Source organism: uncultured Formosa sp., assembly GCF_947500765.1.
Lineage (GTDB): Bacteria > Bacteroidota > Bacteroidia > Flavobacteriales > Flavobacteriaceae > Formosa.
In genome coordinates this window covers 252236-266018 of the sequence record NZ_CANMTH010000002.1, presented here as the reverse complement: position 1 = coordinate 266018, position 13783 = coordinate 252236, and the positions used below count along the sequence as shown (strand labels likewise).

General features: G+C 33.5%; 15 protein-coding genes. All 15 read right to left on the bottom strand.

Annotated elements, in window-relative coordinates:
• Nucleotides 1-7 precede the first annotated feature (7 nt).
• The 15 genes from Q1B05_RS04225 to msrB all read right to left on the bottom strand — a co-directional run bounded on the left by Q1B05_RS04225 (nt 8) and on the right by msrB (nt 13646).
• Complete coding sequence (locus Q1B05_RS04225; protein WP_299777912.1) at nt 8-937, bottom strand: mevalonate kinase; 930 nt, start codon at nt 935-937, stop codon at nt 8-10.
• A gap of 203 nt (nt 938-1140) precedes the next feature.
• Nucleotides 1141-2232: a diphosphomevalonate decarboxylase gene (locus tag Q1B05_RS04220; protein WP_299777910.1), complete on the bottom strand. Its 1092-nt coding sequence runs from the start codon at nt 2230-2232 to the stop codon at nt 1141-1143.
• Between the two features lie 4 nt (nt 2233-2236).
• Nucleotides 2237-2773: a DUF1697 domain-containing protein gene (locus Q1B05_RS04215; protein ID WP_299777908.1), complete on the bottom strand. Its 537-nt coding sequence runs from the start codon at nt 2771-2773 to the stop codon at nt 2237-2239.
• Nucleotides 2773-3987 carry an NAD(P)/FAD-dependent oxidoreductase gene (locus Q1B05_RS04210; protein ID WP_299777906.1) on the bottom strand — a complete coding sequence of 405 codons (1215 nt, stop codon included), beginning with the start codon at nt 3985-3987 and terminating at the stop codon, nt 2773-2775. The genes Q1B05_RS04215 and Q1B05_RS04210 overlap by 1 nt, the downstream gene beginning before the upstream one ends.
• A complete protein-coding gene (locus Q1B05_RS04205; protein WP_299777904.1) occupies nt 3984-4673 on the bottom strand; it encodes a glycerophosphodiester phosphodiesterase family protein in 690 nt (229 codons plus the stop codon). Before Q1B05_RS04205 ends, Q1B05_RS04210 begins: the two co-directional genes overlap by 4 nt.
• 3 nt (nt 4674-4676) lie before the next feature.
• Complete coding sequence (locus Q1B05_RS04200) at nt 4677-5552, bottom strand: acyl-CoA thioesterase II (RefSeq protein WP_299777902.1); 876 nt, start codon at nt 5550-5552, stop codon at nt 4677-4679.
• Nucleotides 5553-5715: 163 nt separating this feature from the next.
• Nucleotides 5716-6150 (bottom strand): hemerythrin domain-containing protein, encoded by a 435-nt coding sequence (locus Q1B05_RS04195; RefSeq protein WP_299777900.1) that lies wholly within the window; start codon nt 6148-6150, stop codon nt 5716-5718.
• Between the two features lie 27 nt (nt 6151-6177).
• A complete protein-coding gene (locus Q1B05_RS04190) occupies nt 6178-6531 on the bottom strand; it encodes a YtxH domain-containing protein (RefSeq protein WP_299777898.1) in 354 nt (117 codons plus the stop codon).
• Nucleotides 6532-6640: 109 nt separating this feature from the next.
• Complete coding sequence (locus Q1B05_RS04185) at nt 6641-7597, bottom strand: aldo/keto reductase (protein ID WP_299777896.1); 957 nt, start codon at nt 7595-7597, stop codon at nt 6641-6643.
• A gap of 74 nt (nt 7598-7671) precedes the next feature.
• Entirely contained in the window at nt 7672-8610 is a 939-nt protein-coding gene (locus Q1B05_RS04180; RefSeq protein ID WP_299777894.1) for an L-histidine N(alpha)-methyltransferase, read from the bottom strand.
• Between the two features lies 1 nt (nt 8611).
• Nucleotides 8612-9757: an ergothioneine biosynthesis protein EgtB gene (gene egtB / locus Q1B05_RS04175; RefSeq protein WP_299777892.1), complete on the bottom strand. Its 1146-nt coding sequence runs from the start codon at nt 9755-9757 to the stop codon at nt 8612-8614.
• Nucleotides 9758-9828: 71 nt separating this feature from the next.
• Entirely contained in the window at nt 9829-11046 is a 1218-nt protein-coding gene (locus Q1B05_RS04170; RefSeq protein ID WP_299777890.1) for a bifunctional alpha/beta hydrolase/OsmC family protein, read from the bottom strand.
• Nucleotides 11047-11077: 31 nt separating this feature from the next.
• Nucleotides 11078-12649, bottom strand: coding sequence for a YdiU family protein (locus Q1B05_RS04165; RefSeq protein WP_299777888.1), 1572 nt, complete (start codon nt 12647-12649; stop codon nt 11078-11080).
• Nucleotides 12650-12658: 9 nt separating this feature from the next.
• Complete coding sequence (gene msrA, locus Q1B05_RS04160; protein WP_299777886.1) at nt 12659-13195, bottom strand: peptide-methionine (S)-S-oxide reductase MsrA; 537 nt, start codon at nt 13193-13195, stop codon at nt 12659-12661.
• The gene (msrB, locus tag Q1B05_RS04155; RefSeq protein WP_299777883.1) at nt 13188-13646 is read right to left on the bottom strand and encodes a peptide-methionine (R)-S-oxide reductase MsrB; all 459 of its coding nucleotides are present in this window, start codon (nt 13644-13646) and stop codon (nt 13188-13190) included. The genes msrA and msrB overlap by 8 nt, the downstream gene beginning before the upstream one ends.
• Nucleotides 13647-13783: the final 137 nt, after the last annotated feature.

Sequence of the window (13783 nt, the reverse complement as noted above, 5' to 3'; positions counted from 1 at the left end):
TGGTTTACTAAAAATTGTAAACTACTTCTAATTTATGACCGTGAAGCGCTTGTTTTGCTTTTTCAAAATCTTCTGCAAATCCAAGAATATAACCACCTCCACCAGAGCCACAAAGTTTTAAATAGTAATCGTTAGATTCTAAACCTTTTTTCCATAAATCGTGAAATTGCTGAGGAATCATAGGTTTAAAATGATTTAAAACTACTTTAGACAATTGTTTTGTGTTTTTAAATAACGATTTGATATCGCCTTTTAAAAAATCGTCTACACAAGCATCTGTATGTTTTACAAACTGATTTTTAATCATGTTTCTAAATCCCTCTTGTTTCATGTTTTCCATAAAAATATGTACCATCGGAGCAGTTTCTCCAACAATACCACTATCTATTAAAAACACAGCACCTTTACCATCACTTTTTTGCGAAGGAATACCAGTAGCTTCAATATTATCTTTAGAATTGATTAAAATAGGAATACTTAAATAGCTATTTAAAGGATCTAAACCTGAAGATTTTCCGTGAAAGAACGATTCCATTTCAGAAAAAATGGTTTTCAATTTTAAAAGTTTTTCACGTGTTAAATTTTCTAGAACTGTAATTTTATCTTGTGCATACTCGTCGTAAAGTGCAGCGACTAATGCACCACTACTTCCTACGCCATATCCTTGAGGAATAGAAGAATCGAAATACATACCTGCATCGATATCTGCATTCAATTTTACGACATCAAAAACAACTAAACCTGCATTAATAGTAGCTAAATAGGCAGCATAACGCTTTAGACTTTCGTTAGATTTTATTGTTTTTTCAGTTGGTGTTTCCATTAATTTTAAAGCACCATTATAAAAACTATAAGGAATAGATAATCCCTTGCTATCTTTTATGATACCATATTCACCAAAAAGTAAAATTTTAGAATAAAATAAAGGTCCTTTCATGTATACACAATTCAAAATTGTTGCTGCAAAATTAACAATTAAATTCTTTATATATACTTATTTATACAATTAATCGTTGTACAGCAATTAACGCTATACTACTGACTACTAACACCATTAGACTTTAATAAGTAAATACGCACAACAAATTAAGGGCACAAATCAATTTCAAATGTTAAATATTAAGGATAAATACGTCTCATTTATTTATTATTGATAAGTGCTTTCGCTCCAAACCCTATTTCGTCACAAATAAATTGTCCGTTTTGGCAATGTACTGCTAATTCTGATTTTACAAACTCTAAAATAGGTTCTGCTTCTGCTTTTGGATATAATACATGCACATTTGCGCCTGCATCTAAAGTAAATCCAACATGCAAACCGGTTTCTTTTCTAAATGCCCAAATCTTATTAATAACTTCCAAAGTATTTGGTTTCATCAATATAAAATACGGCATACTCGTCATCATCATAGCATGTAACGTTAACGCTTCACTTTCAATTAAGGCAATAAAAGCCTCTAAATCTCCGGATTCTAAAATGGGTTTTAAAGCTGCTAAATTATCATGAGCTTGCGCAAAACGTTGTGCTGCAAACGGATGGCCGTGCATTAAGTTATGACCGACTGTACTACTCACTTGTTTTTCGCCTTTATCGACTAACAGAATAGTATCTTGATAGCTTTTAAAATTCTCATGAACAGCATAAGTATACTTCACTCCAAACAGATCTGAACTTCCTTTTACGGTTGTATTGGCTCCCCAAACAATTAAATCACCTTCAATACTTCTGCATGCAGATCCAGATCCTAAGCGTGCTAAAAATGATGCTTTTTGATTAAAAAACTCAGACGTCATTTCTGGCTGAAGTTGGTTCTCCAAACTCATTAAACACAACGCCAACGCACTCATTCCACTTGCAGAAGATGCAATTCCAGAACTATGCGGAAAGGTATTTGAGGTTTCAATTTTAAAAGTAAATTCCTTTAAAAAAGGCAAATACACTAAAACACGTTCAAAAAACGTTTTTATTTTTGGCTGAAAATCAGGTTTATGCTTACCATCTAAATAAACTTCAAAATCGAAATCTGAAGTTTCTTCTTTTTTAGTATACGATAAAACCGTAGTTGTTTTACACGCATTTAAAGTAAAACTGATAGATGGATTTTCAGGAATTTGATCCTTTTTTTTACCCCAATATTTTATAAGCGCAATATTGCTTGGCGACTCCCAAGATACTGTGCCTTGACTTACTTTATTTGAATAAGCTTGAGGAATAAATTGTTGTTCGGTCATGATTTTATAAATCTGAGCACAAAGATAACAACTTCTGCATTGTTTTAAAATTTCTTGTGGTTGCCGAGACTTTTAATTTACGTTCGAAAAAATTGTTGTTACATTTTGCTTTACCATAACCGTGTTTTGAATAGGAATACACGCAAGAATCTGTAATCGTAAAAACCTCATCTTTATACGTTTCTTTTGAAACTGATTTTACTAACTCTGCTTTTGGAATTTCACTTAAAAGCGTAAAATAGCTTGCTGGTTTTTCTACTTCCGAAAAGGAATTAAAATTGAATATTTTTTGAAGTTGCATTTCATTTTTCACCAAAACAGGCACTTCAAACCCGAAGGTTTTAAAAATAGATTCTGAAATTTTAGCTTCTAGAATTGATGAATTATTTTCTGAAGATTGAAACACCATGTTTCCGCTTTGTATATATGTTTTTACGTTACTAAATCCCAAATCAGTCATTAGTTCTTGTAAATTTGCCATAGATACTTTTTTCTGCCCCGAAACATTTATCCCTCTTAGTAAAGCAATGTAAGTATTCATTATTTACTGGATATAGCTTTAGCTGCAATGAATGCTCCCGTCCATGCATTCTGAAAGTTAAAACCACCTGTAACCGCATCTATATTTATAACTTCTCCTGCCAAATAGAGGTTTTTAAGCAATTTACTTTCAAAGGTTTTAAAATTAATTTCTTTTAAATCGACACCTCCAGCTGTAACAAATTCCTCCTTAAAGGTACTTTTACCATCTACTTTAAAAACAGCTCGAGACAACTGTCCTGCCAAAGTTTCTAACTGATTTTTATTGATGTCGCCCCAACGTGTATCTTCTGTCATTTCTGAAGCTAAAACCAATTGTTGCCATAAACGTTTTGGCAACTCGAATTGTGGAAATTTAAAAACTGTTTTCTTAGCCGAATCTAATTTTACTTGTTTTAAATGATCTAAAACATTTGTGGTAGATTGTTTTACAAAATTGACTTCCACATCAAATTTATAATCCCGTTGTGCCAATTCTAACGCACCGAAAGCTGATAGTTTTAAAATTGCAGGTGCACTCAAGCCCCAATGCGTCACTAATAAAGGCCCTTCGGAATATAAATCTGTTCCTAAAACTTTAACTTCTACATTCTGAGCCACAACACCTGGAATATCTTTTAACCTTTTGTCTTTTATATTGAAAGTAAACAAAGACGGAACGGGCTGAGAAATACGATGTCCTAAAGACTCTAAAATTGTCCAAATTTTTGGACTACTTCCTGTAGCAATAAGTAGTTGTTCGGACTTAAAATTGCCATTATTTGTTTCTATTTGCCAAGCATTATCTAATTTACGAATTACTTTAACTGCATGATTAGTTAAAATTTCAACCTTATGCTTTTTTGCTTCAAACAGAAAACAATCTATTATTGTTTGTGATGAATCTGAGACTGGAAACATACGTCCGTCGTCTTCAATTTTTAATGCAACACCACGTTCTTCAAACCAAGCCATAGTATCTCCCGTCATAAACTGATGAAATGGTCCTAATAATTCTTTTTCTCCTCTTGGGTAATATTTTACTAATTCTTGCGGAATAAATTCAGCATGCGTTACGTTACAACGTCCGCCACCAGATACTTTCACTTTTCCTAGAACTTCTTTTCCACGTTCTAAAATCGCAACTTTCAATTGCGGGTTTTGTTCAGCAATATTAATAGCTGCAAAAAAACCTGCTGCACCACCTCCAACAATAATCACATCTTTATCCATCATACACAATCTGGTTTATCAGAAATTATAGCATCAACACCGTAATCTTTCATTCGTTTTATAGTCGCTTCATCGTTAACGGTCCACACATTTACCGCATACCCATTTCTATGCGCTAAATTTACATTATCCCGAGTTACCAAAGTAGACCCCGGATTAATAGCTTTCGCATTTATGGTTTTAGCAAATACCATTGCATCATTCATATCGGCATCAATTAACACGCCTAAAGGTATATTTCTATCACTATTAAAAGTAGTTTCTAATTCTGAAAACCGAAAACTAGACACTAAAAAATCTGAATAGTTCCAACCATGATTCTGAATATAATTCTGAATAGTTTTACATGTTGGTTCCGCTGTAAACTTTCCTTTTAACTCAATATTTAAGATACATTTTTTATCAATTAAACTTAAAACCTCATCTAACGTTGGTATTAAATACTGACCATCAACTTTCAAAGCTTTTAATTGTGAAAGAGTATAATGTTTTAATTCCCCTTTCCCATTAGTCATACGATCGAGAGTAAAATCATGAAACACCACCAACTCTCCAGAAGCACAGCAATGCACATCAATCTCTACCCCATCTACATTAAAATCTAATGCTTTTTGTATGGATTCTAGCGTATTTTCTGCAACATAAGCTTTAGCCCCACGATGCCCAATAGACAAGCAATTAGCCTTCATCTATTATTCAGTTTTTTTAATTATTGGTCGCATTAGACCTTCTTGAGCTACACATGCAATTAATTTACCATCGCGAGAAAAAACATTTCCTTTAGCAAAACCACGTGCACCAGAAGCGTTAGGTGTTTCTATAGAATACAACATCCAGTCGTCGAAATCGAAATCTCTAAAAAACCACATCGAATGATCTAAACTTGCCATTTGTGTGTTGCCAAAATGTGCTTTACTTGCATGTGGCAATAAGGCCGCCGCTAAAATATTGTAATCAGATATATAAGTTAATATTTGTTGTTTTGTTGCTAGATCGGCTTTTTTAAGCGGATTTTTAAGCTTAAACCATATATTAGAATAGGGTGGCAAATTTTCCTGCTTTAGCGGGTTTATTACCTCTACGGGTTTAAATTCTATTGGGCGTTCTATTTCTAAAAAGTGTTTTGTAATTTTAGGTAACACACTCCCATATCTGGATAACATCTCTGTCCAACTTAACAACTCTTCAGGTTGTTTTAAATTCGTGTTCATCTGTATTTGATGATCGTAACCTTCTTCCTCTTTATGGAAAGATGCTGCTAGTATAAATATAGCTTTTCCGTTCTGGCTAGCTAACACACGACGTGTAGAGAAACTTCCACCATCACGCACCTCGTTAACATTAAAAACAATAGGAATATTTAAATCTCCTGCTTCTAAAAAATAGGCATGAAGCGAATGTAAAACACGTTTATTTGTAATGGTTCTATATGCAGCATTTACAGACTGAGCTAAAACTTGACCTCCAAAAACATGTGGGCTCCCGATGGTTTTACTAACTCCCTCAAAGTGTACTGAATCTATAGATTTTAAATCTAAAAGTTCTAATAATTCGTTTGCTGATTTCATAAATTATTTCTTATTAATGTTCAAAACTATTAAAATGATTTTTGAGAACCTCACATTAAATTGTTTTTATGAAATTGAATATTGTTTTAACAAAAAAAAGCGCCAAACTGGTGTAATTAATTACACCAATTTAGCACTTAGATTCACTACTAACCAACCTTTTTTATCTATTCTTTTTCATATAAGCTTCATATTTTGAAGCTAAGTCTGATTTTTGTTTATCTGACAAGGTTTTCCCTGCCAATTGAAAAAATGTATGCTCTTCATCTTCTAGATGATGCTCCACTTTATGTTTTAAATTTTTAGCAATTTTAAGCCAAGCCGACGAATCATATTCTGTCTCTTCTAGCTGTTCTATTAACTCATCAATTTCATGATGTTCTGCGATACCATGTCTGGCATGATCTTGCATCATATCGGTCGAAATTAATGGCTTATAAAAATGGCGTTCTTCTGCATTCGCATGTACTTCCAATTCGTTTCTCACCGCTTTAAAAAGCTCATCTCTGTTCTTTGTATCACCAGAGGATTGCACTAATTTATCTAGTAAATCGCGCTGAATATCATGGTCGTGTCTTATGGCTTCAAAAATTGTCATGTCTAAAAATTTAAAAGAGTTTAATACTTATGCTGTTGTAGTCGATTTCTTAGCACCATTTTTGTAATGTCTGTGCTTTGTTTTTAACACTTCTAATTTTTTTTCTAAAGCATCTATTACTTCATCTGATTTATGACTTGCATCTGTAACAACATGTTCTAACTGCTCTTCTAAAGTCGCTTTTTTAACATTAACTGTTTTAGCAACTGTATTTGCTAATTCTGAAGCGTGATCTGAAATTTTACTTTTAGTAGCTTCTGCTTCCTTAGCAATCATTTTTCTTGTTTTACTACCTTTATCTGGCGCAAACAAAATACCCATTGTTGCTCCTAAAGCGGTTCCTGCTACGACTCCTAATATTGTATTTCCTAAACTTTTCATAGTATTTGTTTTTTAATGGTTAAACTTAATACTACAAAGTTAGGTTGGAAGTAAAGGTCTGATTGACTCTAATCGTTTTAAAATTAACCGAATAAATCACTGAAATAATTTAACGCCAGGCAAGAGCACTACGCTCATCCCAATATGCTTTTGATGGCGATGCAAATATTTGAAGTTGATGTATATCTTCTGAAGTTAATTGAAATGTCAATGCTTTTAAATTATCTTGAAGTTGAGAGCTAGTTAATGCTCCACTTAACACATAATCGGGTTGCAAACTATCTATTATAAATCGAAGGGCAATAGCATCTACACCTACATTATATTGCTTAGAAAGCAAATTAAAATAAGAATATGCTGCAGAATAATTTAAGAAATTTTTATTAGGAAACACACGACCATTTGCCAGTGCTTCTTTAATAATTACGGTTTTATTATTACCTAAAAGTGTTTTTAAAATTTTAAATGTAGATTGTTCAAACACATTATATGTGACTTGAAAACTACTAAATAAATCTTCGCCTTCTACTTGAATATTTAAAGCTGTCTCTATAATTTCGGCCTGATTGGCGCCACTAGTAGATACACCAATTTGCATACCCGTTTCTTTCTTTATACGATGTAATTCTTGAAGCACTTCTGTATTTGTAAATATCCCACTTTCTAAAGTCGCAGAATGTACTTGGTAAATTTTCAACTTAGGGAATAATGCTTGAGAGACTTTCCATTGCTCTAATAATTTTGAAAGCGAATGCTCTTTTACCTCATGTTTTCCGGCATATCCCAACTCCCAATTCGCCATATATGTATACCCCCATTTAGTACTTAAAGTAACATCTGGATAATGTCTAGCATTGTGCCAATCTATTAAAAACTGTTCTCCTTTCCCATAAGATGGAGCGACATCAAAATATCGAATTCCAAACCGATAGGCATCATCTAAAACCTGCATTGCGTTTTCCTTAAATACAGCTTCGGTTTGTTTAATATCTTCTTTTTTAATATTGATATATTCTGGACGACCAATGGCCGCAAGACCTAATCCTATTTGGGTTTGTTTTGGCATTTTATTATAATTTAAATTCGAAGGTACTAAACTATATTTAAATTATTGTTCCATTATTTATTGTTTAAAACCTACTATTTTTCCCAAAGACTATCTGTAAAGTAATGCTTACAATCTAAAAAATGCTGATTCGTTTTAAAACCAGTAAGCTTTGCTAAAGTTTCAATACCAGACACACTATATTTTTTAGAAAGCTCTGTCCAAATTAATTCATTTTGTTGAAATGTAATTCTTTCATTTATAGATTTAAAATACACCGTTTGTACTTTTAAACTTACCAAATAACTTTTTACTTGACCATTGGAAGGGTTATAATGACAATAAAAATCGAAATCATCTAATTTAAAATCGGCATCAAATTCGCGATTCATTCGCAAAAGTAAATTCAAATTAAAACGTTTAGTCACACCATGAGAATCGAAATACGCTTTTTGAATGGTTAAAGGATTTTTCTTTAAATCGAAACCAATTAATAATTTATCGCCAACATTCATATTATCATTAAATAAACGCAGTAAATCTGCAGCATCTGCTCTTAAATAATTACCAATATTACTACCCAAAAACAACAATAAATTTGGAATTGTTTCTGTAGACATGCCTTTTAGAATTTCAAAATAATCGCCTACTTGCGGTTGTATATGAAGCCCTGGTAAACGCTCCTTTAATTTTTTGCATAACATGCTAATGGCTTCTTGAGAGATATCTATAGGCACATAATTAAAATGAATATTTTTAGAGACAAAATATTCTAATAATTTGAACGTTTTAAATCCATCTCCAGCCCCTAGTTCTATAATATTAAAGGGTTCTGAAAATTGCAAAGCACAATGAATTTTTTCCGCCTGAAGCGACAAAATTTCAAACTCACTATCTGTTAAATAATAATCTTGCATTTGCATAATTTCTTGAAAAATCCGACTGCCTGCATCATCGTAAAAAAATTTTGAAGAAATATATTTTTGTTCCACCTTTAAGCCTTGAACAATCTCTGGTATAATTGTCGTTTTCATATTATTTTACTAATCTAAGTCCTGAAAATTGCCAACGCATACTGGCATGAAAAAAATTGCGATATGTTGCTCTACTATGATTTTTAACCGTAGCAATCGATGCACCACGAAGCACCATTTGATTTACCATAAATTTGCCATTATATTCTCCCAAAGCACCTTCTGCCTTGGTAAAATTAGGATATGGTGTATAAGCACTGTAGGTCCATTCCCAAAGTTGCCCCCATTGTAACTCATTTGAAGCCACTTCCCATTCAAACTCTGTAGGTAAACGCATCCCTTTCCATTCGGCAAAGGCAAAAGCTTCGTAAAAACTTAAATGCATAACGGGCTCGTCTTTTGGAACTTCTTGAAATCCGTTTAAAGAATAATGATGCCAAACTCCATTCACTTTATGCCAATACAAAGGTGCTTTGATGTCTTCTTGCTGAATAAAATCCCAACCTTCGGCATGCCATAAATTGAAATCTTGGTAACCTCCCGCCTCTATAAATGCCATGTATTCAGAATTACTAACTAAATTTTTTCTGATTTGAAAACCTTGAATATACACCTGATGCACACCTAATTCGTTATCATAACAAAACGATTCTCCCTGATATCCAATAGTATATAAACCTTCAGAAATACTAATATATTCTGTTGAATTTGAAACCTTATCTAACACTAATTCGTTTTGAATGGATGGAAAAGTAGGCTGATTTCCTAAAATATATTTAATATCGTAATAAAACAATTCCTGATGTTGCTGCTCATGATTTATTCCTAGCTCTATAATATTTTGGGCTTCTTCAGAAACTTCTGTTTCTAAAAAGGATAGTAAATGTTTGGTTACATAATCGCGATAAGCATATACAGACTCAACACTTGGTCGCGTCATTAAGCCTCGATTGGGGCGCAATACCCGTTCGCCAGCATTGTTATAATAACTATTAAATAAATAGGCAAAATCTTCACTAAAAACCTTGTAATCGCTATCGAATCTTTGCAAAACAAACTGTTCAAAAAACCATGTAGAATGTGCCAAATGCCATTTGGGAGGCGATACAAAAATAGCGGGTTGCACAGAATAATCTTCTGTAATTAAGGGAGCGCAAATCGTTTTAAAACGTTTCCGTGTTTGTGCAAATTGGTCTTTTAATGTCATGAGGTGGTTATTGGTTACAAAAATGAAAAATAGCCACCAACTTCATTAACTGTATCACATAAAAAAAGTGCTTATTCGATATGTGTTTCGATAACTGTATCACTTTGCAAGGTTCTATGCACAGGACATTTAGAAGCTATTTCTTTTAATCGTTCTTTTTGTTTGTCGTCTAAATTTCCAATAAATTTCAAGGTCTTTTCCAAATAATCAATTTTCCCAGCCGATTTAGTATTTAAGTTTAAATCCTGACTGTGTTTTTTAGAATAAGTAATGTAAACAAAAACCTCTTGCAAATCCCATTTTTTACGTTGGGCATATAACTTAAGAGTCATTGCTGTACACGATGCCAAACTCGCACTTAAATAATCGTAAGGTGATGGTCCAAAATCATCGCCTCCAATACTTGCGGGCTCATCGGAAATTAACGTATGTTTTTTAGTCTGAATATTAGTCGTAAAATTATCTTCTAAAAGATTTAAATGCGCCACCAATTGTTCTCCTTCAGTATCTAGAATATCACTGTCTTTTGCTTCAAAATAACGCTGTACCCAAGTCCCAATTACATTACCAACATATTCACTATCTCTAGAATCTGTCAATAAATGATTGGCTTGATCTAAACTAACGAAACTTTTAGGATGATGTGCTATTTTATACAACCGTTCTGCATTTTCGATAGGTACGACAGTGTCAAAAGGCGCATGCATAATAAGTAATGGCTTTCTTAAATTTTTAGTAATCTCAGGCAAATCTGTTTTACTAAAATCATCTACAAATTCCTTATTAATATTAAATGGCCTTCCTCCAATATTAACCTGAACATCTCCTTTTTCTTTAACATCATCAAATCCATGCGAAAACAAATGCGTTACATGATTGGCAGTTGCCGGAGCACCAACAGTAGCCACTGCTTTTACCGATTCTAATTGAGATGCTGCTACAATAACCGCAGCACCTCCAAGCGAATGCCCAACCAATAAGGACGGTGCTTGATAATGTTCTTCTAAATATTTACTTACCGCCATTAAATCTGAAACGTTAGATGAAAAATGACTATCAGAAAATTCTCCTTCACTCCTGCCTAAACCTGTAAAATCGAAACGCAACACACCAAAATCATGATTAGTTAACGAACGACTAATATTTTTAACCGCAGACAACGTACTCGTACAAGTAAAACAATGTGCAAAAACAGCAAAATAATTCGGATTCTGATTTGCAGGTAATTCTAAATATGCCTGTAATTTTACGCCTTTACTGTTCTCTATTTCTAGTTTCTGACTTTTCATACTTTGATTTTTGTTGATTAAAAAAATTAATTTAAGAACTACAAGATAACATAGAACACCCCACTTTATTCCGTGCCCATTCTGGACGTTTAGCAAACCATTTTTGAGAATCTTCTTGTTCTGAATATGGATTTTTAAGCAAATTGAATAATTCATCAATCAATGCATAATCTCCTTTTTCAGCAGCATCAATAGCTAATTGTGCCATATAATTTCGGAGTACATATTTTGGATTAACACCATTCATTCTCATTGCACGTTCGGCATCAGAAATAGATTCGTTTTGTAAACGCACACCATACTTCTGAAACCAATGTTTCCATAGGTCTTCAAGATCTTTAGTCATTGCCTTCGGATTATAAAATGCATCTTGAATAATTTCCAATCCGTTAGACACATTTTCTTTTTCAATTTTTGATAGATTTCTGAAAAAGATCGTCATATCAGTTTCCGTCATTTGTAAGACATCTTCCAAATCTTGAATCAGTTTTAAGTCATTTTCATCTGCTTGAAAAAGTCCTATTTTCGAACGCATCATCTCCAGAGATTGTTTTTCAAAATCCGATTTATAATCATCTAAAATAGCTTGTAACGCATCTACATCTTCAATTAAAGGATATAATGCATTTGCTAATTGATACAAATTCCAAAGTCCAATATTAGGCTGATTTCCGTAACGGTATCTTTTATGTTCTCTATCTGTAGTATTTGGTGTCCATCCAAAATCAAATCCTTCTAGCCAACCGTAAGGCCCGTAATCTATGGTTAATCCTAGAATTGACATATTATCGGTATTCATAACACCATGTACAAACCCTACACGTTGCCAATCGATAATCATTTTTAAAGTACGTTCTGAAATTTCTCTAAAAAAGGCTAAATACGTCTCTTTAGAAGGCGCTCCTAATTCTGGATAAAACTGTGTTATAGTATAATCTGTAAGCTGTTTTAATGTTTTAGAATCTTCTCTAGCCGCGAAAATTTCAAAACTTCCAAAACGCAAAAAACTTGGAGCTACTCGACTTACTACTGCTCCTGGTTCGTATTCTGGATTTCCGTTATACATAACATCCCTCATCACTTGGTCTCCAGTTAAAGATAGCGATAACGCTCGTGTTGTTGGAACACCTAAATGAAACATTGCTTCGCTACATAAATATTCACGAATAGACGAACGTAAAACCGCCAAACCATCTGCGGTTCTAGAATATGGTGTTTCGCCAGCGCCTTTAAGTTGCAATGCCCAATGTTGATTGTTATAATCGATTTCTGTTAAATTTATAGCTCTACCATCGCCTAATTGTCCGGCCCAATTACCAAATTGATGTCCGCCATAGCACATAGCAAACGGCTTAGTATTTGGTAACACTTGATTGCCTGAGAACACATTTAAAAATTCTTCAGACTGACTTTCTGTTTCAGAAATCCCTAAATTCTCTAGCATGTTTTTTGAAACATGTAACAATTCAGGTTTTTTAATCTGCTTCGGGTTTACGTAGGAGAAACAAGCCTTTTCTACTTGTCTTCTTTTACTTCCTTCAATAGGATCTGCAGGAAGTTGGCTTGTAAACGTGTCTTTTATATGTAATTTAAATGTCTTCAAACGGAAAATCTATTTTAGTTTATCGGCATGCATCTGTCTTAACTTGGCAAGTTTTGGACTAATAACTGCAGTGCAATAGCCTTGTGTTTTATTGTTTTCGTAATAATCTTGATGATAATCTTCTGCTTCAAAAAAAGTTTCTAAAGCACTCACTTCGGTTACAATTTCATCATCAAAATAAGGTTTAATCTTTTCTATAACCGTTTCGGCTATCTTTTTTTGTTTTTCATTCTCATAATAAATCACAGAGCGATATTGCGTACCGCGATCGGCACCTTGACGATTTAATGTTGTAGGATCGTGACTTGTAAAAAAGATAATTAAAATATCTTCTAAAGAAATCACATCTGTATCGAATGTCATTTGAATCACTTCAGCATGCCCTGTTAATCCGGAACATATTTCACGATATGTAGGTACGCCAGGAACGGTTCCTCCGGTATATCCTGAAATTATTTTTTCTACACCTTTTATTTGCTGAAAAACAGCTTCTACACACCAAAAACACCCTCCTCCAAGTGTGATAATTTCCTTTGTATTATTCATGACGCTCTCCTTTCTGTAAAGTAATTGATTCCGAATTTACACAATAACGTAAACCGCTTGGTTCTGGCCCATCGGGAAAAACATGCCCCAAATGCGCATCGCAAGCGTTACACATAACCTCTACGCGAACCATCCCGAAAGCAGTATCTTTTTCATACTTAATAGCGTTCTCTTGAATAGGTTGAGTAAAGCTTGGCCATCCCGAACTAGAATCGAATTTTATTGTAGAATCGAACAATAATGTATCGCAACATACACAACCATATTTTCCTGCTTCATGTGCCGTACAAAGCGCTCCAGAATGTGGTGCTTCGGTTCCTTTTAGTCTTGTAATTCTAAATTGTTCTGGTGTTAATAATTCTTTCCATTCTTCGGCAGATTTTTCTACACGACGATCTGGTTTTGGATTGCCATTCACAGCAAAATCCATTATATTTTTCCATGTAAGCATACTATTTCCTGTCTTTAAATTTATATTAAAAAATAACACTGATGGTTATATGATATCTGTATTAGACTCATTAACGAACTCAATCTTACATACAAATATGACTAATTCCTATTGCCGATAAAAATATCGCTTGTTAA